At 51.1% G+C, this 22,836-nt stretch carries 21 protein-coding genes, 4 tRNA genes, 3 rRNA genes and 1 other annotated feature; of the genes, 3 read left to right on the forward strand and 25 right to left on the reverse strand.

The features are described 5' to 3' along the window. Nucleotides 1–114: 114 nt before the first annotated feature. The 18 genes from groL to DKB62_RS03280 form a co-directional block, all read right to left on the reverse strand. On the reverse strand, nt 115–1,740 hold the full coding sequence (gene groL / locus DKB62_RS03200) for a chaperonin GroEL (protein ID WP_087478854.1): 1,626 nt from the start codon (nt 1,738–1,740) through the stop codon (nt 115–117). 45 nt (nt 1,741–1,785) lie between these two features. Continuing rightward, on the reverse strand, nt 1,786–2,067 hold the full coding sequence (groES, locus tag DKB62_RS03205) for a co-chaperone GroES (RefSeq protein WP_087478853.1): 282 nt from the start codon (nt 2,065–2,067) through the stop codon (nt 1,786–1,788). A 136-nt stretch (nt 2,068–2,203) separates the two neighbouring features. Continuing rightward, nucleotides 2,204–2,794: an ANTAR domain-containing response regulator gene (locus tag DKB62_RS03210; protein ID WP_087478852.1), complete on the reverse strand. Its 591-nt coding sequence runs from the start codon at nt 2,792–2,794 to the stop codon at nt 2,204–2,206. A gap of 5 nt (nt 2,795–2,799) precedes the next feature. After that, the gene (locus tag DKB62_RS03215; protein ID WP_095629542.1) at nt 2,800–4,218 is read right to left on the reverse strand and encodes a sensor histidine kinase; all 1,419 of its coding nucleotides are present in this window, start codon (nt 4,216–4,218) and stop codon (nt 2,800–2,802) included. 13 nt (nt 4,219–4,231) lie between these two features. Further along, entirely contained in the window at nt 4,232–5,242 is a 1,011-nt protein-coding gene (gene tsaD, locus DKB62_RS03220; RefSeq protein ID WP_087478850.1) for a tRNA (adenosine(37)-N6)-threonylcarbamoyltransferase complex transferase subunit TsaD, read from the reverse strand. Between the two features lie 2 nt (nt 5,243–5,244). Beyond that, nucleotides 5,245–5,727 carry a ribosomal protein S18-alanine N-acetyltransferase gene (rimI, locus tag DKB62_RS03225; protein ID WP_087478849.1) on the reverse strand — a complete coding sequence of 161 codons (483 nt, stop codon included), beginning with the start codon at nt 5,725–5,727 and terminating at the stop codon, nt 5,245–5,247. Beyond that, a complete protein-coding gene (gene tsaB, locus DKB62_RS03230; RefSeq protein ID WP_087478848.1) occupies nt 5,724–6,434 on the reverse strand; it encodes a tRNA (adenosine(37)-N6)-threonylcarbamoyltransferase complex dimerization subunit type 1 TsaB in 711 nt (236 codons plus the stop codon). Before tsaB ends, rimI begins: the two co-directional genes overlap by 4 nt. Further along, complete coding sequence (gene tsaE / locus DKB62_RS03235; RefSeq protein WP_095629546.1) at nt 6,418–6,885, reverse strand: tRNA (adenosine(37)-N6)-threonylcarbamoyltransferase complex ATPase subunit type 1 TsaE; 468 nt, start codon at nt 6,883–6,885, stop codon at nt 6,418–6,420. Before tsaE ends, tsaB begins: the two co-directional genes overlap by 17 nt. A gap of 11 nt (nt 6,886–6,896) precedes the next feature. Then, nucleotides 6,897–7,877 carry a thiamine-phosphate kinase gene (thiL, locus tag DKB62_RS03240; RefSeq protein ID WP_107196420.1) on the reverse strand — a complete coding sequence of 327 codons (981 nt, stop codon included), beginning with the start codon at nt 7,875–7,877 and terminating at the stop codon, nt 6,897–6,899. 125 nt (nt 7,878–8,002) lie between these two features. Next, nucleotides 8,003–8,079: transfer RNA gene (locus tag DKB62_RS03245), tRNA-Arg, on the reverse strand. Nucleotides 8,080–8,118: 39 nt separating this feature from the next. Continuing rightward, nucleotides 8,119–8,194, reverse strand: a tRNA-Trp gene (locus DKB62_RS03250). 5 nt (nt 8,195–8,199) lie between these two features. Continuing rightward, nucleotides 8,200–8,316, reverse strand: a 5S ribosomal RNA gene (rrf, locus tag DKB62_RS03255). A gap of 182 nt (nt 8,317–8,498) precedes the next feature. Then, nucleotides 8,499–11,409: ribosomal RNA gene (locus DKB62_RS03260) — 23S ribosomal RNA — on the reverse strand. Between the two features lie 229 nt (nt 11,410–11,638). Beyond that, nucleotides 11,639–13,203, reverse strand: a 16S ribosomal RNA gene (locus tag DKB62_RS03265). The 16S, 23S and 5S rRNA genes sit together here with 2 tRNA genes alongside, the layout of an rRNA operon. Nucleotides 13,204–13,351: 148 nt before the next feature. Then, nucleotides 13,352–13,492 (reverse strand): hypothetical protein, encoded by a 141-nt coding sequence (locus tag DKB62_RS12520; protein WP_162860286.1) that lies wholly within the window; start codon nt 13,490–13,492, stop codon nt 13,352–13,354. 93 nt (nt 13,493–13,585) lie between these two features. Continuing rightward, a complete protein-coding gene (locus DKB62_RS03270) occupies nt 13,586–14,098 on the reverse strand; it encodes a transcription repressor NadR (protein ID WP_087478764.1) in 513 nt (170 codons plus the stop codon). A gap of 13 nt (nt 14,099–14,111) precedes the next feature. Further along, nucleotides 14,112–14,621: a hypothetical protein gene (locus DKB62_RS03275; RefSeq protein ID WP_087478765.1), complete on the reverse strand. Its 510-nt coding sequence runs from the start codon at nt 14,619–14,621 to the stop codon at nt 14,112–14,114. 213 nt (nt 14,622–14,834) lie between these two features. Further along, nucleotides 14,835–16,088 (reverse strand): diaminopimelate decarboxylase family protein, encoded by a 1,254-nt coding sequence (locus tag DKB62_RS03280; protein WP_087478766.1) that lies wholly within the window; start codon nt 16,086–16,088, stop codon nt 14,835–14,837. 175 nt (nt 16,089–16,263) lie between these two features. On the opposite strand from DKB62_RS03280, the gene DKB62_RS03285 reads away from it, so the two are divergent. Next, entirely contained in the window at nt 16,264–17,124 is an 861-nt protein-coding gene (locus tag DKB62_RS03285; RefSeq protein ID WP_107196398.1) for a LysR family transcriptional regulator, read from the forward strand. 66 nt (nt 17,125–17,190) lie between these two features. On the opposite strand, the gene DKB62_RS03290 is transcribed toward DKB62_RS03285, so the two are convergent. Further along, nucleotides 17,191–18,195 carry an oxidoreductase gene (locus tag DKB62_RS03290; RefSeq protein ID WP_107196397.1) on the reverse strand — a complete coding sequence of 335 codons (1,005 nt, stop codon included), beginning with the start codon at nt 18,193–18,195 and terminating at the stop codon, nt 17,191–17,193. A gap of 184 nt (nt 18,196–18,379) precedes the next feature. Between DKB62_RS03290 and DKB62_RS03295 the strand changes: the two genes are divergently transcribed. Both DKB62_RS03295 and DKB62_RS03300 read left to right on the forward strand, forming a co-directional pair. Beyond that, on the forward strand, nt 18,380–19,348 hold the full coding sequence (locus DKB62_RS03295; RefSeq protein WP_107196396.1) for an alpha/beta hydrolase: 969 nt from the start codon (nt 18,380–18,382) through the stop codon (nt 19,346–19,348). Between the two features lie 43 nt (nt 19,349–19,391). Continuing rightward, nucleotides 19,392–20,102, forward strand: a complete 711-nt coding sequence (locus tag DKB62_RS03300) for a YczE/YyaS/YitT family protein (RefSeq protein ID WP_107196395.1) — start codon at nt 19,392–19,394, stop codon at nt 20,100–20,102. Between the two features lie 233 nt (nt 20,103–20,335). On the opposite strand, the gene rplT is transcribed toward DKB62_RS03300, so the two are convergent. The 6 genes from rplT to DKB62_RS03330 form a co-directional block, all read right to left on the reverse strand. Further along, nucleotides 20,336–20,686 carry a 50S ribosomal protein L20 gene (gene rplT, locus DKB62_RS03305; protein WP_087478771.1) on the reverse strand — a complete coding sequence of 117 codons (351 nt, stop codon included), beginning with the start codon at nt 20,684–20,686 and terminating at the stop codon, nt 20,336–20,338. A 42-nt stretch (nt 20,687–20,728) separates the two neighbouring features. Next, nucleotides 20,729–20,926, reverse strand: coding sequence for a 50S ribosomal protein L35 (gene rpmI / locus DKB62_RS03310; protein ID WP_087478772.1), 198 nt, complete (start codon nt 20,924–20,926; stop codon nt 20,729–20,731). 18 nt (nt 20,927–20,944) lie between these two features. After that, nucleotides 20,945–21,448 (reverse strand): translation initiation factor IF-3, encoded by a 504-nt coding sequence (infC, locus tag DKB62_RS03315; RefSeq protein WP_087478773.1) that lies wholly within the window; start codon nt 21,446–21,448, stop codon nt 20,945–20,947. 23 nt (nt 21,449–21,471) lie between these two features. After that, nucleotides 21,472–21,583 (reverse strand) — a sequence feature (ribosomal protein L20 leader region). A 92-nt stretch (nt 21,584–21,675) separates the two neighbouring features. Next, nucleotides 21,676–21,767 (reverse strand) — tRNA-Ser (locus DKB62_RS03320). Between the two features lie 70 nt (nt 21,768–21,837). After that, nucleotides 21,838–21,914 (reverse strand) — tRNA-Pro (locus tag DKB62_RS03325). A 137-nt stretch (nt 21,915–22,051) separates the two neighbouring features. Next, on the reverse strand, nt 22,052–22,753 hold the full coding sequence (locus tag DKB62_RS03330) for a TerC family protein (protein ID WP_107196394.1): 702 nt from the start codon (nt 22,751–22,753) through the stop codon (nt 22,052–22,054). Nucleotides 22,754–22,836 lie beyond the last annotated feature (83 nt).

Here is a 22,836-nt window from a genome sequence, read left to right on the forward strand (position 1 = left end):
CTTCCCTATCATATAAAATTTTAAGCGAAAGGTCAAGAAAAATGCACGTAAAAAAGCTCTCGCGAAAAATCACGAGAGCTTTTGCAATTACATTTACACAGGTAAGAACAACTCTTACATCATGCCAGGCATGCCGCCCATGCCGGGAGCTGCCGGGGCTGCCGGAGCCGGTTCCGGTTTGTCTGCAACCAACGTTTCCGTCGTCAATACCAATGCGGCGATGGAAGCAGCGTTCTGCAAGGCCGTACGCGTAACCTTAGCCGGGTCTACGATACCGGCTTTTACCATGTCGACGTATTCTTCCGTCAGCGCGTTGAAGCCAACGCCCTTATCGGATGCTTTAACCTTCGCTACGATAACCGAGCCTTCCAAGCCTGCATTGGCAGCAATCTGACGAACCGGTTCTTCAATAGCGCGTTTTACGAGGTTGATGCCCGTCTGTACGTCGCCTTCTTCATGGAATTCATCCAAAGCCGGGAGAATGTCGATGAACGTCGTGCCGCCGCCGGCTACGATGCCTTCTTCAACAGCTGCGCGCGTAGCGTTCAAGGCGTCTTCGAGGCGAAGCTTCTTATCTTTCAATTCAACTTCCGTTGCAGCGCCGACTTCGATGACAGCTACGCCGCCGGACATCTTGGCCAAGCGTTCCTGCAATTTTTCTTTATCGAAATCAGACGTCGTTTCAGCGATCTGCGCTTTGATCTGCGCAACGCGGTTTTTGATTTCTTCAGCGTTGCCGTGGCCTTCAACGATCGTCGTTTCGTCCTTCGTAACGCGAACCTGACGGGCCGTGCCGAGGTCTTCCATCGTAATGCTGTCAAGTTTGCGGCCTACGTCTTCTGTGATGACAGTAGCGCCGGTGAGGATAGCGATATCCTGAAGCATCGCTTTGCGGCGGTCGCCGAAGCCCGGAGCCTTAACGGCAACGGCTCTGAAGGTGCCGCGGAGCTTGTTGACTACCAACGTAGCCAACGCTTCGCCTTCTACGTCTTCTGCGATGATGAGGAGTTCTTTGCCGGCCTGTACGACTTTTTCGAGGACAGGGAGCATTTCCTGAATAGAAGCGATTTTGCGGTCCGTAACGAGGATGTACGGTTCAGTCATAACGGCTTCCATCTTATCCGGGTCCGTTACCATGTACGGGGAAATGTAGCCGCGGTCGAACTGCATGCCTTCGACGACAGACAGCTGCGTACCCATCGTCTTGGATTCTTCAACGGTGATGACACCGTCTTTACCAACTTTTTCCATAGCGTCGGCAATGAGGCCGCCGATTTCTTCGTCGCCTGCGGAAATAGAAGCTACCTGAGCAATAGCAGCTTTATCGGAAACGGCGATGGAACGCTGTTTGATTTCTTCTACCAATTTAGCGACAGCTTTTTCAATGCCCCGTTTCAAAATCATCGGGTTCGCGCCGGCCGCTACGTTGCGCATGCCTTCCTGGATCATAGCCTGAGCCAGCAGCGTAGCCGTCGTCGTGCCGTCGCCTGCTACGTCGTTCGTCTTCGTAGCGACTTCTTTGACGAGCTGTGCGCCCATGTTTTCAAAGGGATCTTCCAATTCGATGTCGCGGGCAATCGTTACACCGTCGTTCGTAATCGTCGGGGCGCCGAATTTCTTATCCAATACGACGTTGCGGCCTTTAGGTCCCAACGTAACTTTTACTGCGTTTGCCAAAGCGTCGACGCCTTTGCCCAAAGCGCGGCGTGCTTCTTCATTGAACAAAATCTGTTTTGCCATTGTTAAACACTCTCCTGTATGTAAAGTAATCTAGGTTCTATAAAATTAGCAAATAGCCAAGATGTCGCGTTCGCTGACGATCAAATATTCAGTGCCTTCATATTTGACTTCCGTGCCTGCATATTTGGAGAAAATAATCTTGTCGCCGACTTTTACATCCAATGCAACGCGGCTGCCATTGTCCTGCACTTTGCCGGGACCTACGGCAACGACTTCGCCCTGGCTCGGCTTTTCTTTAGCCGTATCAGGCAAAAAGATGCCGCTGGCAGTTTTTTCTTCTTGTTCCAGTACGCGGATAACAACGCGATCTCCTAACGGTTTTAACATTTTATATTCCTCCTCAATCATACACTGTATCTTTCATCTTGTTAGCACTCGCTGTATCCGAGTGCTAATTACAATATATATATTACTCATGAAAGGTGAAAAAGTCAAGACTTTTGTCTTCTTTTTTTCGCAACCCCTACGTCGAGCCGCCGCGGCGCTGCTCTGCGCTGGCAACGACCGCCTCAGCAACAGATTTTAACGAACGGCGCTTTTTCATGCTGTATTGCTGCAGACGGCGATACGCCTCCTGTTCGGATATCTTATACAGCTCCATCAAGTAGCCCTTTGCCTTTTCGACAACTTTTCTCGTCTCTATGCGCTCGTTCATTTCCCAGAGCTGCCGCGCCGTTTCTTCCTGCCGTTTAAACTGAGATATGGCGATTTCCATGGCAGGAAACAGGTTGACCGGGCTCACGGGCTTGACCAAATACCCCAGCACACCCGAATCCTTGGCTTGCTCAACGACGTCCTGCTGGCTGTAAGCCGTCAGCAGCAAAACCGGCGCAATGCGTTCGTGACAGATCATTTTAGCCGCATGGATGCCGTCCAGCCGCGGCATTTTGATGTCCAGCAATACGATATCCGGCTTTTCTTTCCGCGCCAATTCCAGCGCTTCCACGCCGTCGGCCGCTTCCCCCACGACCACATGGCCGGCTTCTTCGAGCATTTCGCATAAATCCAGCCGGATGATAGATTCATCGTCCCCAATTACGACGCGATATCCCATATTCGTTATCCCCTCTCTGCAATAGAAAACTGTATTCGTACTTCCGTGCCGTGCGGCACAACGGGAGTAAACGACAACTCTCCTTTTAAATCCTTTTCTACCAACGTGCGGACGATTGTCAGGCCCAAATGCTTGCGCCCTTCGCCGCCTTGCGGCAAGGTCATGCCGACGCCCGTATCGCTGACGGTCAGCGCGCACGTCGTCCCTGCCTGCGTCACGGCGACGCGCACTTCCCCTTCGTCCAGCCCCTCAAAGCCGTGGATGATGGCATTAGTAATCAGTTCATTCAGCACTAACGCCAGCGACGTAGCCATATCCGACGGCAGGGGCAGCTCGTTTCCGGAAAACGACGTCCTGACGCGGCATTCCGCCCCGGCCATGCCATGAGTCAGCAGCGACAGCAGCTGTTTGGCGACTACGCAGATATCAATAGATTCTTCGTCGTGGTGCGATAAAATTTCATGAACCAAGGAAATGCTGAGTATGCGGTTTACGCTTTCCTGCAGCACATCCTTCGCCTCCCGGCTTTCGGTCCTGCGCATCTGCATGCGCAGCAGGCTGGCGACAGTCTGCAAATTATTTTTTACGCGGTGGTGAATTTCCTTGATAACCGACGTCTTGATCATCAGCTCTTCTTCTTTGCGGTACAACTCAGTCCGCTCCGTCAAAATAGCTATGACCCGATATACCTTGCCGCGCCGCAGCAGAGGAATGACCCGCCGCGTGACGACGACTTCCCCGAAGGTAATGTCCTCGGCAAAGCCTTCCCGCGTCGCCAGGGCCTGCTTCGCGCCGGTCAGATTGGTCCGGCTGTTGTAGATATTAGAACCGACCAGCATGCCGGAATATCCGCGCATGTGCATGATGCTTTCCGCCATTTCGTCTGCGTAAATCACGACGCCGTTGCAGTTGATGAGGATAACGCCGTCCTGGACGGATAAGGGGCGGTACAGCTTGCGGAAATCCCTCTCGATGGGAACCTGCAGGGCCAAAAAAGCCGTTTCAGTCAGCATATCGCGGTTGCTTTCTATTGTGCCGACAAAGGCGACGACGGCGATCGTTTCCCCGCCGTTATCGACGAAAGGATAGGCGAACAGCGGCTCAATACGCCCATAATCTACCTCTTTGCTGCCTTGCATCATCTGCCCCGTCTGCAGTACCTGCAGCACGACCGGTTCTTCGTACCCGGCGCAGACTGTTCCGGCTTTTTTTCTATTCGCCTGCGTTTCTGCCGGCTGCAGCAGCGGGAGGCGCTGCGCCGCCAAGACTACCGTGCCAGCCTTCTGCCCCGGCACAAAGACCAGCAGCTCCCGATGGGATAAGTCGCTGGCAAACTGCAGCAAATCTTCGCTGTTTTTTAGAATATGAATTTGTACGTCCGACAAGGCGCTGGCACTGCGGCAAATCGTTTCGATAGAAGACATAATCAGGACCTCTTTAATACGAGGAAATCGCCAAGGCCGGCTTGGCGTTGAGCGTTAAATCGGCGAAATGCCCTTCCAGGGCCATGTAATAAGCCCGGCATCCAATCATCGCCCCGTTGTCCGTACATAAAACGGGCTCTGGCCGATAAAACGAATACCCGTGGGCTGCGCAGGCCTGTTCCATCGCCGCGGCTAAGGCGCTGTTGGCCGAAACGCCGCCGGCAACGGCAATCTTGTTCATGCCGCAGTACGCCGCTGCGTCCATGGTCTTTTCTACCAGCGTTTCCACTACGGTCTTTTGGAAGCTTGCCGCAACGTCGTGTACGTCATAGGGCTGCTTTCGCTGTTCCTGTGTATGAAGGTAATTCAGCACCGCCGATTTTAAGCCGCTGAAACTGAATTCAAAGTTATGCTTTTCATGCAGGGCCTTAGGAAATGCAATGGCGTCAGGATTTCCGTCCTTCGCCAGCTTGTCGATCTGCGGGCCGCCAGGATAGGGATAGCCCATGACGCGGGCAATTTTATCGAAGGCTTCCCCCGCCGCATCGTCCCGCGTCTGCCCCAGCAGCGTAAACGTATTGTATCCTTCGATTTTTACCAGCTGCGTGTGGCCTCCCGACACGACCAGCGCCAAAAAGGGCGGCTCCAGCTCGGGATGGCTGAGGAAATTGGCAAAAATATGTCCCTCCATGTGGTTGACGCCAACCAAGGGCTTATCCAAGGCAAAGCTCAGGGCCTTGGCGGCCGCGACGCCGACCAGCAGCGCGCCGACTAACCCCGGGCCATAGGTAACGCCAATGTGATCTATCTCCTGCAGCGACACATGCGCCGTATCGAGAGCTTCTTTAATAATCGGCATGACGTATTCGATATGCTGCCGCGAAGCAATTTCCGGGACGACGCCGCCGAATTTACGGTGAATCGGCACCTGCGTCGATATGATATTAGAAAGAATCTGCCGTCCGTCCTGAATGACGGCGGCCGACGTTTCGTCGCAACTCGTTTCCAGTGCTAAAGTATACATCCTTACTCATCCTTTTTATATGAATTGGTAATCCACTGATAATTTTCTTTTTTACAGTCCATTACGTAGGCGTCTTCTTCCGGCTCAGAATAATAGTTTTTCCGTACTGACAGGACCTGATATCCTAATTTGCGGTACAAATGCAACGCCCCGATATTAGAAACGCGCACTTCCAAAAAAATATCGCTGCATCCGTCTTCCCAAGCCGCTTCCATCAAGACCCGCAGCAGCAGTTCGCCGTAGCCTTGCCGGCGGTATTGCTGTTTCAGCGCGATGTTCGTAATCTGCCCTTCGTCAAGAACGCGCCACAACCCGGCATATCCGGCGATAGTTCCATCTTCATCGGCTAATACGTAATACATGGTCAAATTCGGATTGGCCAGCTCTCTGGTTATAGCCTGCAACGACCACGGCACGGAAAAAGATTCTGTCTCTACGTCGAAAATGCCTTGGGCGTCAGCCTCTTCTGCTTTTCTTACAATCATAGGCACCGTTGGCCTCCATGACGTTTTTCCCACAATACCTCCGCCTCGCTCCGGCGCTTGTACGCCGGCGTCAAGGTCATGCAGTCGTCTGCCTCTCCAGCGGCCAGGCGCTGCTGGCCGGCAAGGGCCAAACTGCCAGCACGGGGAATGACCATCGTCGGCGGTGCAATGCGGAATAAATCGCTGGCAGCGGCAATCTTCTGCCGGCCCAGCAAGGCACCGTCTCCGCAAAATACGACGGGCTCGCCCTGCTGCTGCAGCCGTTCCAATACGTCGTCCAACGGCATGACAGACACGTCGTCCAGCGTTTCCAGTATGCCCCGGTTCCACTTGTATACCGATGCGTACACGTTCCCCTTCTGCGCGTCGATAAGAGGACAGATTTTATCCGCATTTCCTACAAAATTCCAAGCCAAACTCGTCGGCGTTTCTATGCCGACAATAGGCGTCTGCCAGGCAAAGGCCAATCCCTTAGCCGTCGCCAAGCCGATGCGCAGCCCCGTAAAAGACCCCGGTCCGATAGATACGACAATCCCGTCGATATCGGCTTTGCCTACCGACGCCTTATCCAGCATATCGGCGATATGCGGCATCAGCTGTTCCGAATGGGTTAATCTTGCTTGTATCGTAAGCTCCGCCCGCAGCGTCTGCTCATGTAAAAGGGCCACGCTCGACACAAGGCTGGATGTTTCAATGGCTAACAACATAAGACTCTACCTCTTTTTCCGCGGCAGCCCAGCGGGCGCCGTTAAATTCAAAATGAAAGATGCGTTCCGTCAAACCCTTTTTTTCGATAAAAACGCGAGCTGCGTCCTCCGGCAGGCGTTCGGGGAATTTTTCCGACCACTCGATGACGGTCACGCCTCTCGTCAAGTAATCGTCAAACCCCAAATCGTCTAATTCATATTCGTCTTCCAGACGATAAAAATCAAAATGCTGCAGCGGAACGGCATGTTCATAATAGTTCAATATAGTGAATGTCGGACTGACGACGGGCTCGTCAATGCCCATTCCCTTAGCAATGCCTTGGACAAAATGCGTTTTTCCCGCGCCCAAATCCCCCTGCAGCGCTAATACGTCGCCGTCGCTTAAAACTCGTCCTAACGCAGCGCCTAAGGCAATCGTATCTTGTTCCGAATGTGTTTCTATATCTATCATGACGCATCTCCTCACCTATGAAAATGATTCCAACCAGTCGGCTGTAATACAGACGTCTTTCCCTCATGCCGGACGTATACCTGTCCCTTGCCGGCCCGTGCCTGCCCAATGGCCGTCACATAGGGATACTCCCTCCGCAGGGCTTCGAAATCGTCGGGAGCCATCGTAAAGATCAACTCATAATCTTCTCCGCCGTTAAATACATAGGCATATATATCTTTCTGTACAGACTGGGCCCATTGCCGCAGCTCCTCGCTGCAGGGAATCGCCTCTTTATCCAATATCAAATCGACGCCGCTGGCCTTGGCAATTTCATTGGATTCGCTAGCTAAGCCGTCGCTGATGTCATTTAAACTATGGGCACGATATGCTACCAAAGCTCGTCCTAGTTGTATCTGCGGCGTTGGAAATTGATGAGCTTTTTTCAAATGAGTATACCCATCTATCCCATGAAGAAGTACATCCAGACCGCCGGCAGAATCGCCAATCGTATGCGAAACGGCGACGACATCGCCCGGCTTGGCTCCGCTGCGGCAAATAGCTTTCCCTGACTCCACTTCGCCAAAGGCCGCCACAGTGATGACTAACGCGCCTTTAGACAAAACCGTATCCCCGCCAATAATATTGACGCCGTAGGTTTTGCATATGTCTTTCATTCCCTCATACAGCGCCGTCAAATCAGCCATTTCCATATCCGTAGGAATTGCAGTAGACAGGACGATATGCGTCGGAATGCCTCCCATCGCGGCGATATCGCTTAAATTAGAAGCCACTGCTTTATACCCGACGTCAAACCAGGAAGCCGTCTTCCCTATGATGAAATGACTCCCCTCGACCATCGTATCAATGACGGCAATTTGTTCCATGCCTTCTGTCGTCTTATACACAGCGCCGTCGTCGCCAATTCCCACGACGACAGAAGAAGGATTAAACAAGGTCCCTTCCTTGACGGCATCAATGAATCCAAATTCGCCGATCTCTGAAATCTTCATGTTAGTACTCCTCATATATTTAGACTTTTGAATATATTTTAATAGAAACACAGTCAAAAGTAAAATCATTACGCCCATTTAAGTATACAAAAAAACAGCTCATACAAATTGCATGAGCTGTTCTGTGGTGACCCGGTAGGGATTCGAACCCTAGACCTACTGATTCGTAGTCAGTCACTCTATCCAGCTGAGCTACCGAGTCATGGAAGGGATTAAATCGCTAACAGATATAATCCCTTTTTGGCAGGGGCAGAAGGACTTGAACCCTCAACCGACGGTTTTGGAGACCGCTACTCTACCAATTGAGCTATACCCCTATAATAATCAGCGGCTTCCTATCCTCCCAGGGGGCCTCCCCCCAAGTACTTTCGGCGTTTGCGGGCTTAACTGCTGTGTTCGGCATGGGAACAGGTGGATCCCCGCAGCTATCGCCACTGAATTTCCTAAGGGCCCGTGCCCTTACAACTGCATAAAACGAACTTCCTTAACGAGCCTCCGCTCTGTTTACGGTTCCTTCCTCAGAACCTGCTTCCAGATTCCCTCACCCACTCCCTTCGGGAGTAAGCGACTCGCTCCTGTTTGTGCGTCGCTTCTCAGCTCCTTCAAACAGGGCTCCCTGCTTAAGTCAAGCCCTCGGTCTATTAGTACCGGTCCGCTCCGTGCATCACTGCACTTCCACTCCCGGCCTATCTACCATGTCGTCTTCATGGGACCTTACTTGCTTTCACAATGAGAAACCTCATCTTTAGGCTGGTTTCACGCTTAGATGCTTTCAGCGTTTATCCGTCCCGGACGTAGCTACCCAGCTGCACGGCTGGCGCCATGACTGGTACACCATTGGTCCGTCCACTCCGGTCCTCTCGTACTAGGAGCAGCCCCTTTCAAGTTTCTTCCGCCCGCGATGGATAGGGACCGAACTGTCTCACGACGTTCTGAACCCAGCTCGCGTACCACTTTAATGGGCGAACAGCCCAACCCTTGGGACCTACTTCAGCCCCAGGATGTGATGAGCCGACATCGAGGTGCCAAACCTCCCCGTCGATATGGACTCTTGGGAGAGATAAGCCTGTTATCCCCAGGGTAGCTTTTATCCGTTGAGCGATGGCAATTCCACTCTCTACCACCGGATCACTAAGCCCGACTTTCGTCCCTGCTCGACCTGTCCGTCTCGCAGTCAAGCTCCCTTCTGCCTTTACACTCTTCGCGCGGTTTCCGTCCGCGCTGAGGGAACCTTTGGGCGCCTCCGTTGCTCTTTCGGAGGCGACCGCCCCAGTCAAACTGCCCGCCTGAGACTGTCCAAAGACTCGTTACGTCTCTCGTTAGAATCCCAATAAAACAAGGTTGGTATCCCACCAGCGGCTCTGCGGATACTGGCGTACCCGTTTCTCAGCCTCCCAACTATCCTGTACATCTCTTACCGGAATCCAATCTCAGGTTACAGTAAAGCTCCATGGGGTCTTTCTGTCCAGTCGCGGGTAACCTGCATCTTCACAGGTACTTCAATTTCACCGGGTCCCTCGTTGAGACAGTGCCCAAATCGTTACACCTTTCGTGCGGGTCGGAACTTACCCGACAAGGAATTTCGCTACCTTAGGACCGTTATAGTTACGGCCGCCGTTTACTGGGGCTTCAATTCTCTGCTTCGCCTTTCGGCTAACACGTCCTCTTAACCTTCCAGCACCGGGCAGGTGTCAGCATCTATACGTCAGCTTTCGCTTTAGCAGACGCCTGTGTTTGTGGTAAACAGTCGCTTGGGCCTCTCTTCTGCCGCCTATTCCTGCTCCCTGCGTTTCTGCAGCTCACATACTTTAGGCTATCCTTTTCCCGAAGTTACGGATACATTTTGCCGAGTTCCTTAACGAGGGTTTTCCCGCGCACCTTAGAATTCTCTTCCTGCCTACCTGTGTCGGTTTCGGTACGGGCGCCTGAGTCCTCACTAGAAGCTTTTCTCGACAGCCTAGTTCCTGCCCCTTCGCCATTGTCTCCAATGGCTCCCCATCACTTCTCGGCTTTTAGTATGGCGGATTTGCCTGCCACACAACCTACCAGCTTGGACGTGCTCTTCCAATCGCACGCGCGCATTCCTTTCTGTGTCACTCCTTCGCTCAAACAGACTCCTGCGGTACAGGAATTTCAACCTGTTGTCCATCTCCTACGCGTCTCCGCCTCGGATTAGGTCCCGACTTACCCTGGGTCGACGATCGTTGCCCAGGAACCCTTAGGCTTTCGGTGGAAAGGATTCTCACCTTTCTTTTCGCTACTCATACCGGCATTCTCTCTTCCTGCTTGTCCACCTGTCCTTCCGGTCAGGCTTCTCCCATGCAGGAACGCTCCCCTACCCAAGTATCTCATGATACTTGCCAAAGCTTCGGTTCCGTACTTTAGCCCCGGTCATCTTCGGCGCAGAGTCTCTCGACCAGTGAGCTATTACGCACTCTTTTAATGGTGGCTGCTTCTAAGCCAACATCCTGGTTGTTTTCGAAATTCCACATCCTTCGCCACTTAGTACGGCATTGGGGACCTTAGCTGTTGGTCTGGGCTGTTTCCCTCTTGACTACGGGCCTTATTACTCGCAGTCTGACTCCCATGTATAAGTACAGCCATTCGCAGTTTGATTAAGTTCGGTAGCCGGACAGGCCCCTACCTCGTTCAGTGCTCTACCGCCTGTACTCTTACCATGAGGCTAGCCCTAAAGCTATTTCGGGGAGAACCAGCTATCTCCACGTTCGATTGGCATTTCACCCCTACCCACATCTCATCCAAAAGCTTTTCAACGCTCACTGGTTCGGTCCTCCACACATTTTTACCTGTGCTTCAACCTGGACATGGGTAGATCACTGTGGTTTCGGGTCTACTGCTACCAACTTATCGCCCTGTTCAGACTCGCTTTCGCTTCGGCTCCGCGTTTTCCGCTTAACCTCGCTGGCAACAGTAACTCGCCGGTTCATTCTTCAATAGGCACGCCGTCGCGCATGTAAAGCGCTCCGACTGTTTGTAGACATACGGTTTCAGGTTCTCTTTCATTCCCCTCCCGGGTTCTTTTCACCGTTCCCTCACGGTACTATTCGCTATCGGTCCATATCAGTGTTTCGCCTTGGAGGGTGGTCCCCCCTGCTTCCCACAAGGTTCCTCGTGCCCCGTGGTACTCTGGATCCTGCTCCATGGTCTTCCTTACGCTTACCGGGCTCTCACCGTCTCTGGCCCAGTTTCCCAACTGGTTCTGCTTCGTCCAACCATTTGTTAGCAGTCCGCAACCCCACAGCGGTTTCCCGCTCTGGTTTGGGCTCTGCCCTCTTCGCTCGCCGCTACTGAGGGTATCTCTGTTGATTCCTTTTCCTCCGGCTACTTAGATGTTTCAGTTCACCGGGTTCCCTTCCTTTCGGATGACAGCACTCCTGCTGCCGGGTTTCCCCATTCGGACACCTGCGGGTCAATGGTTACTTGCACCTCACCGCAGCTTTTCGCAGCTTATCGCGTCCTTCATCGGCTGATATGGCCAAGGCATCCGCCGTACGCCCTTACTTGCTTGACTTTATGTCTTCACCGTTTTTTCAGAGTTTCTTCGGTTCGTTAAGTCTTTCTCTTTTTCTTCAAAAAAGAGGTTTGTTCGTTTCGTTTTATGCAGTTGTCAAGGTACGGGTCTTTCTCTTTTTTTCTTGAGAGGTTCATGGCCTCTCAAAACTGAACAATGTGTACGTACTCCAGAATGCCGACTTGAAGTTTCGTAACGTCTTCCGCAGAATCCGTTACTTCTTCCCTAGAAAGGAGGTGATCCAGCCGCACCTTCCGATACGGCTACCTTGTTACGACTTCACCCCAATCATCGCCCCCACCTTCGACGGCTGGCTCCGTAAGGTTACCTCACCGGCTTCGGGTGTGAATGACTTTCGTGGTGTGACGGGCGGTGTGTACAAGGCCCGGGAACGTATTCACCGCAGTATGCTGACCTGCGATTACTAGCGATTCCTGCTTCATGCAGGCGGGTTGCAGCCTGCAATCCGAACTGGGACTCTGTTTTTGGGGTTTGCTCCGGATCGCTCCTTCGCCTCCCTCTATTAAGAGCCATTGTAGTACGTGTGTAGCCCAAGCCATAAGGGGCATGATGACTTGACGTCATCCCCGCCTTCCTCCGCATTATCTGCGGCAGTCTCTCCTGAGTCCCCGCCATGACGCGCTGGCAACAGAAGATAGGGGTTGCGCTCGTTGCGGGACTTAACCCAACATCTCACGACACGAGCTGACGACAGCCGTGCACCACCTGTTTTCGCGTCTTCCGAAGAAGAACTCCTCATCTCTGAGGATAGCACTCAATGTCAAGGCTTGGTAAGGTTCTTCGCGTTGCGTCGAATTAAACCACATACTCCACCGCTTGTGCGGGCCCCCGTCAATTCCTTTGAGTTTCAGCCTTGCGGCCGTACTCCCCAGGCGGGATACTTATTGCGTTAACTCCGGCACAGGAGGGGTCGATACCCCCTACACCTAGTATCCATCGTTTACGGCCAGGACTACCGGGGTATCTAATCCCGTTCGCTCCCCTGGCTTTCGCGCCTCAGCGTCAGTTGTCGTCCAGAAAGCCGCTTTCGCCACTGGTGTTCCTCCTAATATCTACGCATTTCACCGCTACACTAGGAATTCCGCTTTCCTCTCCGACACTCCAGTCTCACAGTTTCCGTCCCCTCACGGGGTTAAGCCCCGCACTTTTAAGACAGACTTATGAAACCGCCTGCGCGCCCTTTACGCCCAATAATTCCGGACAACGCTTGCCACCTACGTATTACCGCGGCTGCTGGCACGTAGTTAGCCGTGGCTTTCTCTTACGGTACCGTCATTCTAATGTGGTATTGGCACACTAGCCGTTCGTCCCGTATAACAGAGCTTTACAACCCGAAGGCCGTCTTCGCTCACGCGGCGTTGCTCCGTCAGGCTTTCGCCCATTGCGGAAGATTCCCCACTGCTGCCTCCCGTAGGAGTCTGGACCGTGTCTCAGTTCCAATGTGGCCGTTCATCCTCTCAGACCGGCTACTGATCGTCGCCTTGGTGGGCCGTTACCCCTCCAACTAGCTAATCAGACGCAAGTCCCTCCCCGGCGGTAGCATATTCAGAGGCCACCTTTCTTCCCACTGCCATGCGGCAATGAAAACGTATTCGGTATTAGCAGCCGTTTCCAGCTGTTGTCCCCATCCGGAGGGCAGGTTGCTTACGCGTTACTCACCCGTTTGCCACTAGAGTCCATAGGAAGCAAGCTTCCCATGTCCTCCCGTTCGACTTGCATGTGTTAAGCACGCCGCCAGCGTTCGTCCTGAGCCAGGATCAAACTCTCCATGATATGTGAAGAGCTGATTGCTCGTTCTTACTTATTATTGGTGTTACCTGTTTTGAAATCTTATTGCTAAGACCTCGCACTCTGGCGTATTGTTTCGTATCACACTGTTCAGTTTTCAAAGGCCATGCCGTCTCGCGACGACTTGTATATCTTACCAGACTCGCCCGGGCTTGTCAAGCACTTTTTTGAAGTTCTTTTCAAGCGAACCGGCTATCCGGCCTGCCGCGGCGTCCTGCCGCAACAGCTTGTTTAGTATATCCCCTTTTCGTCCTGTTGTCAATACCTTTTTCACAAATATGCAGAACCGGCAATCGTCTGTACCTTACCAAATTTGACTTCCAGTGCCGCAGCCACCGTATATACGTGCTTAATTTACGGTATCTCTTTATGTATATAAAACGCCCAGCGATTCTAATGCTTCCTGAATGGCGTCTATGTCTTCCTGGCAAGCCGCCGTCACCAAATGCGTATGTATGCCGCCGCTGATCCGGCTTAGGAGTTCTGCCTGCGAGTCTTTCATCTTTTTGACATATTGTTTGACGTCGCGGCGCGAGCGGAGATTCAGCGTACCTTCCAGATTGCCGTACACTTCGTGTTCAATGACGACATTATGAACGACACCGCCGTTATCCACAATAGCCTCTAATTCCGCCTGCATCAATTCCATGTCATGACAGCATACAAATACATGCTGTACCCCCGGGAGAATATCGCCAATCAGCTGATAGCCCCGCGGCGTCGATACGATGCCCAGGCCTTCTGCCCGCAATATAGCCACGTCGCCGACGATGATCTGCCGGCTGACATCACACTGCTGCGAAAGCTCCGTTCCCGTAACGGCACCTTTCGCATTTGTCAAAATCTGAACGATGCGCTTTCTTCTTTCTGCACTATCCACGCGCCGCGCCTCCTTATCTTTTCCGATGCTCCCTATTGCTTTGCGCCCTGATGAGCATACAAATAATTCTTCCCCATAAAAAACCTAAAAAAATTCCCGGAATAAAGCCGATCATTTCATTGAATATCCATGACTGGCTAAAAAAAGGAAATACATAGGCTGCAAACTGAATCCCGCCGAACAGAAGCACTGCGGCGACCAATATAACCGGTGCCAACAGCAGCGGCGGACATTGGATCATATACCCGTCTTCCAACACCTGCATTAGGGGAAAACGCCGGCGAAAATATACGGAAATCCCAGCGCCGAACAAGCCTCCTAGCAAAAACCATAGCACGGCCAATGCAAAAAATACGGCAAAATAATATATAATGCCAATCCCCCACAATAAAAACACGATATAGGGTATGACGATGACAAAGGGCATACAGTTCCTCGGTCTTTGAAAATAGCAGGCATAGGTAAAAAGGATACCAGCCATAATAATTTGAAATCCAGTTAACACATCGTATGCAGGAATCATACGCTCATCTCTCCTTGCAGTCTCCATGTTGTTTTTGCACTCTTTTCCGGGAATCAATACTTATATTATAGGGTATATCAGATAAAATTTAAATACTATTGCATCGCCAGTTCGCTCCTGAAAGGCTGCTCCGCCGCTGCGACGAATCATAAAGGCAAACAAAAAAAAGACCCCGACGCAAATCGAGGTCTTGACTGCCCTTAGCAGATCCTATTATAAATTGGAGAAGTCTAATGTAGCAAACAAATCATCCAGCGTTTCGGCACGACGAATCTGCGTTACGCTGCCGTCGGCATGGAGGAGCAGTTCTGCCGAACGAAGCTTGCCGTTGTAATTAAAGCCCATGGAATGGCCGTGAGCGCCTGTATCGTGAATGACGAGGACGTCGCCGTCGTTAATTTCCGGAAGGGCCCGGTCGATAGCAAATTTATCGCAGTTTTCGCAGAGCGATCCCGATACGTCATAGATATGATCCTTCGGCGCGTTTTCCTTGCCCATGACAGTGATATGGTGATACGAACCGTACATGCCGGGACGCATGAGGTTAGCCATGCAGGCGTCGACGCCAATGTATTCCTTCCAGATATGTTTATGGTGAATCGCCGTCGTGACGAGATAACCGTAAGGACCCGTAATGGCGCGGCCGCATTCAAAAGACATGCGGATATTGCCGAGACCGGCCGGAACCATGATTTCTTCGTAATGAGCCTGAATGCCCTTGCTGAGTTCATCATAATCGATGAAGGACTGTTCCGGTTTGTAGGGCAATCCAATGCCGCCGCCGAAATCGAGAAATTCGATGTCGATGCCGACGTTCTTCTGTACGTCTACAGCCAATTCAAACATCATTTTAGCTGTGTTGATTAAGCCGTTGACGTTCAATTCATTGGAAACGACCATCGTATGGAGGCCAAAATGCTTAACGCCTTTTTCTTTCAGAATACGGAAGGCCTCAAAAATCTGTTCGCGCGTCATGCCGTATTTTGCTTCTTCCGGCGTACCGATGATGGCGTTGCCTTCTTTCAGCAGCGGACCGGGATTGTAACGGGCGCAAATCCATTCCGGCAGCGGGCCGTATGTTTCCAAATACTCAATCATCGTAATATCGTCCAAGTTGATGAGAGCGCCTAATTCCATCGCTTTCTTGTATTCTTCGTACGGTGTATCATTGGAAGAAAATACGATATCGTGGCCTGTAATGCCGACCTTTTCACACAATACCAATTCAGCCATAGAGCTGCAGTCCGCGCCGACGCCTTCGGCCTGAAGAAGTCTCATGAGATAGGGATTCGGCGTAGCCTTGACTGCAAAATATTCCTTGAAATCCGGAGCCCAGGAAAAAGCCTTGATCAGCTTCCGCACGTTGTCGACAATGGCTTTTTCATCATAAATATGAAAGGGCGTAGGATATTTAGCGATAATGTCGCGAATCTGCTGTTCCGTAAACGGTACTGTTTTCTTGTTCATTACATTCAACTCCATTTTATATATACAACATAATAGTAAAATTATAAATGAAACATACTTTCAATTCATTGCTTCCTTACGGCTAATATTATATAATAGCCATAGGCAATTTGTAAAATAGATTATTCTAATTTAATCAATTCGCATTTCAAATTATAAAGCAAAGGACTACCTCATGGATACTACGACACTTCGCACTTTTATCACCTTAGCGGAAATAAAGAATTTTACCAAGACGGCGCAGCAGCTCTTCGTCGCCCAATCGACCGTAACTAACCGCATCCGCGACTTGGAAACGGAACTGGGCGTCGCCTTGTTTATCCGCAATCACAAGCAAGTCGACCTGACGCCGGCCGGCTTGAAATTTCTCGAATACGCCCAGCGTTTTATCGAATTGGAAACGACGGCACTGCAAGATGTGCAGGCCTCTCCTACGTATGCAAAAAAAATCAATATCGGTACGACAAATACGATTTATGAGTGTCATTTGCAGAAAAAAATCCGGGCCTACTTGCATACGAACCCGGACATATCCCTCGGCGTGACGATCAGCCATACCCTCGACATGCTGCAAAAATTGCAGGACGGTATGCTGGACGCCGTATTTTCATTCAGCGCCATCTTCCGCGACGGCTATATATGCCAGCCCTACCGCACGGACACGCTGGTCCTCGTCTGTCAGGCCGACGATAAGGAATACGCTTCCGGCATCTATAAAAGCGACCTGCAAAAGATCAATTATTTATTCTGCAATTTCGCCCTGCAGGGAGTCGGCCTGTATATTCAGGACTTGTTTCCCCGGTATCACCGCTTCCCTATGGAAATCGACAACAGCACCAAGCTGCCCCAATATGTAGCCGAAGGGCTGGGGTATACGTTCCTTCCCCGCAGCCTCATTGAAGACGATTTGCTGCTGGGAAAGCTGCGGGCGATTCCGCTCCTCGACTTTGCACCGCCAAAGGTCGACAGCTACTATATTACCCGCAGCCCTGGCAACGTCCCCGATTCGCTGGAAGCCTTTCTGCTGCAGCCGTAAAACTTTCATTTCCACATAAAAATAAGAGCCCCATAGAGGCTCTTATTTTTGTGCAGTATTACATATTTATGCGTGCTCCTGCTCGTTGCGGGCCGGGCATTGCGAACTATCTTTAAACCAGCGGCACGGCTTGCAGCGCCGGCAGGGCACCGGTTCCTGTCCCGCCAATATTTTTCCGGACCACGCCGGGTCAGCTAAATGGCACCGGCCTACGGCAATGCAGTCGGCGTATCCTTTTTTCAGAATCAATTCGCATTCTTCGCCGCTCTTGATATTTCCCACCGCCAGGACCGGAATCTGCACGGCTTGCTTAACGCGCGACGCGGCGTATATCTTATTGTCGAGGGGAAAATCGTCGGGCACATCGTAATTTTTCGTCCCCGTAGAAATGCTCAGCAGATCTGCGCCGGCGCTTTCTAAAGCCTTCGCCAGGTCAATCAATCCGTCTATCGTCGGATAGCCTATGCGGGCGGACACGATAAAGTCCGATCCGCAGGCTTTTTTAATATCCTGAACTAATTCGACGAGCAGGCGGATACGATTTTCAAAGGAACCGCCGTATTCGTCATCGCGCGCGCTCGTCTCGATAACCTGGCAGAGATAGTATCCATGAGCGCCTTGTAATTCGACACCGTCAAAGCCCGCTTCACGACAGCGGACTGCCGCCCGGATAAAATCCTCTTTATAGGATAAAAATTGTTCCCTGCTGATATCGGCAATGGAATTTTCGTCCATCACTTTCAAACCGACGTTGGAAATCTGGATTAAACCGACGGCTCCGCCGGCCTTGACTATCTCAGCAAGCCGCCGCAAAGGGGGAATGAAATCGTCCTTCCACAGCCCGATAGCTTCGCGCACATCCCGCATTTCCGTCACGTTGCTTCCTTCCACGACGATCATCCCGGGATTGCCGGCCGTATAGGCTTGATACCGCTGCAGCATATACTCCGTAACGTAATTTCCCGGAACCTTTTGGATAATATCGGCCATCGGCGGTATGACAATACGATTGGGCATTGTCTTGCTTCCCACGGCCAGAGGCGCCGCTGCATGGGGAAATAAGCTATTCATAGTCTCACTCCTTCAGATGTATTTTTTTTAATCATAATATAGATGTCGCCGTTCCGTCAATTTTTTATATACATGGACATCCCGGCACGCTTATATTGACATTTGTACAGCCGCTCTGTATGATATATTTAGTTTTAATTAAAACCTTATATCTGTTATCTGGTAAAAGAAAGGAACATTCCGCATGAAAATAAAAGCGATATCGCAAGCCCTCGCCCTAAGCCTGTTTCTCTGTTCTGTCGGCGGCGCAGCGTCCGCTTCCAGTACCAGCCAATCGCTGGAAATATGTCCAACCAAAGAAATGGTACAGCTTGTTTCCAACGTCGTCTATGCCCAGGTGCCCGATCGCGGCTACGTCAGCAAAGCCATGACGATGGATCTCCTCGTCCCCTGCGGAGAGGGTCCTTATCCGGCTATCGTATACATCAACGGCGGCGGCTTTATCAACGCCAATAAAGACGGCTACATCCAGCAGCGCCTCGAACTGGCCGAGCACGGCTACGTCGTCGCCAGCATCACCTATCGCATAGCGCCTGCATCGACCTTTCCGGCTCCGCTGGAGGACGTAAAATCAGCCATCCGGTATTTACGAGCCCATGCAGACCAGTTCCATATTGACTCGCAGCACATCGGCGTCATGGGCGGTTCAGCCGGCGGGTACTTAGCAGCCTTTGCCGGCACGACAAGCGGCACTCGGCAATTTGATTCCGGTGACAACCTGGAACAAACCAGCGACGTACAGGCCGTCGTCGATTTATACGGCGTATCGGATTTGACGGCCATCGGCGCCGACTACGGCCCAGATGTACAGGAACTGCACCGTTCTCCGGCAGCTACGGAAGCCCTGTGGATAAACGGCTCTCCCGTATTCGGCGGTAAAGACGGCGGCATAGACGCCAATCCCGAAGGCGCCGCCGCAGCCAACCCTATCTCCTATATTTCAGAAAAAACGCCGCCCTTCCTCCTGATGCACGGCGACGCCGACACAGTCGTTTCGCCCAGCCAGACGGAAATCCTTCGCGCCGCTTTGGCCCAGCACAACGTCGAAGCCCAGCGCTATGTCATTAAAGGAGCCGGTCATGGCGGAGCACTGTGGATACAGCCGGAAATCATGAAACTCATCATTGACTTTTTCGACGCCCATTTAAAATAAAGGACGCGTCAGCATATCTATACTAGAAAACGAGATGACATATATGAAAATTTTCCTTCTTCGCAACCTTTACTTTATCCTCGGCATTATCATCAACGCCTTGGGCATAGCCTTGATTACTAAGGCAGACCTGGGAACATCGCCTATTTCCAGCGTTCCCTACGTGCTATGTCTGCATTTCACGCCAACCTTCGGGCAGTTTACCTTTGTCATGAATATGTTTTTTATTCTTGCTCAAATACTGATCCTCAGAAAACGCTTCCGCCCGATTCAATTCTTGCAAATCGGCGTAGTCGCCTTATTCAGCGTCTGCATCGACCTTTTTATGTTCCTGTTATCCTGGGTTGAACCTACGGTCTTAATATTGAAGTTAGCAGCACTCTTAGCGGGCTGTCTAATCCTGGCATTCGGCATTTGTATTGAAGTGGCTCCTAATGTGCTCATGGTTCCCGGAGAAGGCTTGGTACAAGCGATTGCCGGGACATTCCGCTGGCGCTTTGGCACCGTAAAAATTGCCTTCGATACCACATTATTTCTGATTGCCTGCTCCATGTCCTTTGCTTTTTCCGGTATAGGCAATTTCGTCGGTCTTGGCGTCGGTACGATTATTTCTATGCTGCTCGTCGGCCGTTTCGTCAATTTAGTGAATATTCGCTTTGCCTTTATTCATCGCATTTCCGCCTTAGCCGTATTGGCGGCCTGGAACAAACGGCACCATGCGTCTAACGTGTCCTGCCGCCCCACATCGCATTAATATGCAAAATATTTTCCCACACACAACAGGGTGTCGAATGAAACGATCATCATTCGGCGCCCTGGTTTTATATACTCTATTGACAACGGTATATTCTGCCATAGTCTCCGCCCATCCCGTCATCAGCATGAGTATAAAGCCCGCATTGACGACGCGCACGAATAGCTGCAGCAGTTGTCACATATGCAAAAAAACCGGAAACTCACGTCTCCGGTTTTAAGTGGCATATGTAATTACTGCGCTTTGGCAACGTCTACCAATTTAGCGAAGGCAGCTGCATCGTTGACAGCCAAGTCAGCCAGCATCTTACGGTCAACGATAACGCCGGCTTTCGTAAGGCCGCAGATGAAACGGCTGTAGCTCATGCCCTGAGCGCGGGCTGCTGCGTTGATACGGGCAATCCACAATTTACGGAATTCGCGTTTCTTGGCGCGGCGGTCACGGCGAGCGTAAAACAGAGCTTTCATTACGCTTTCATTAGCTTTTTTGAACAGACGGCTGCGGGTACCGCGGTAGCCTTTAGCCATTTTTAAGATTTTTTTATGACGAGCGTGTGCTGTAACGCCAACTTTAATTCTAGCCATTCTTAAGTTCCTCCAAATCTATACTAAATATATAAGCTTCTATTAGATGTACGGGCACATTTTGCGAACTGCTTCGTTCATCGTCTTGGAAACGAGCGTAGCTTTTCTCAGGTTACGTTTACGTTTCGGAGATTTGGATTCCAAAATGTGGCTCTTATACGGTTTCATGCGTTTGAATTTACCAGTACCAGTAGTTGTAAAACGTTTTGCCGCTGCACGGCGTGTTTTTAATTTCGGCATAATATATAAATCCTCCTCTTACTTCCCTTTAACGGCAGCGATGACCATCGTCATGTTTCTGCCTTCAATTTTAGGTTCTTTTTCTACGCGGGCGGTTTCTTTGAGCTCATCAGCAAAACGCATCAGCAGGTCTCGGCCCAACTCCGGATGGCTCATTTCCCGACCACGGAACATGATGGTAACCTTTACTTTGCTTCCTTCGCTCAAGAAACGCTGCGCAGCCTTCATCTTGACGTAAAAATCATGATCTTCAATGTTAGGACGTAATTTTACTTCCTTCATGATTAATACTTTCTGCTTCTTCTTGGCTTCTTTTTCCCGTTTTTGCTGTTCATACCGATATTTGCCGTAGTTCATGATGCGGCATACGGGCGGTTTGCCATTCGGTGCAACTTCTACTAAATCCATATGGCGTTCTTCCGCAATCTGGCGGGCAGAACGGAGAGACATTACACCAAGCTGTTCGTTAGTATCGCTGACCACGCGGACTTCACGGGCTCGAATCTGATCGTTGATACGCAATTCCTTACTAATTGCCTTTCACCTCCATAAAAAAAGAACGGACAGCATAACACTATCCGCTCGACTGATTCCTCATAAACCTTAGTAACACGAAAGCCATGTAAGGTGAGAAGCGGATAGCTTCTGCTTTATTTTCAACAAATGTAAGTATAGCAGGTTTATCTGCTGCTGTCAAGAAAAATCAGGTACAAAAAAAGAACCTGCCGAAACAGATTCTTTTTTCATTATGGCGGAGAGCGTGGGATTTGAACCCACGATAGAGCTTTAGCCCTATACATGATTTCCAATCATGCTCCTTCAGCCGCTCGGACAGCTCTCCATGGCTTACACATTGTTTTCCATTATTCAATTTCCGATGCTCTCGGGATCAGCATCCAATGTGTAAAATATGGTCGGGGCGACAGGATTTGAACCTGCGACCTCTTAGTCCCGAACCAAGCGCGCTACCAAACTGCGCTACGCCCCGTCACCTGACTTGTATATAATACCACATCCAGAAGAAATGTCAAGGAAAAAAATAAAAAAATGTGCCGGAGAGAGAAAACTTTTTTACAGTTTGTCTCCCGGCACAGTACGTCCGCAGATACGGCCTTCGCCGTCGCCTTATGCGGCGGCCGCATCCTGCCGATTATGGACGTGTTTCCAAATAAACCCTCCGGCCAAGGTAACGACCAGCAGCGCCGCCTTGACTTCCGACGGATACACCGCGATGAACGAGACATATTCGGCCAGATAATGGTCCGTCGCCAGCATGCCGCCGGCAGCCCAGCCCAGGATTGCGCCGCCGATGTACATTAATATAGGGAACTTATTCATGACCTTGACGACGATGGTGCTGCCGAAGATGATAATAGGCACGGATATGAGCATGCCGAAGATGAGCAGTCCCCAGTGGTTGCCCGTGACGCCGACAATCCCCAACACGTTGTCCAAGCTCATGAGCGCATCGGCCAGAATAATCGTACGGACTGCAGCCCACAGAGAATCCTTCGCTTCGACTTTTACGTCTTCCTCTTCGTTGCGGGCTCCAATGAGCTTGATGCCGATGCCGATGAGCAGTATGCCGCCGACAGTCTTTAAGAAGGGAATATGGAAGAGCCAGGAAACAATAAAGGCCAGGGTAAACCGCAGGACAATGGCCCCAATCGTGCCGTATATAATAGCCCTCTTCTGCAAATGGGGCGGCAGGTTTTTAGCGGCCATGCCAATGACGATGGAATTATCGCCGCCAAGAGCCAAATCGATCAAGATGACCTGAGCCACGATGCTGAAATCAAATAATAACGTCGCTTCTAACGCGTCCACAATACATCCTCCTCATAATACAACATAACAGCTCCATTATAGTCGAAAAGGATGGGCAATACAAGTAAAATCGCAGAAAAGAA

This window comes from Megasphaera stantonii (assembly GCF_003367905.1).
Classification (GTDB): domain Bacteria; phylum Bacillota; class Negativicutes; order Veillonellales; family Megasphaeraceae; genus Megasphaera; species Megasphaera stantonii.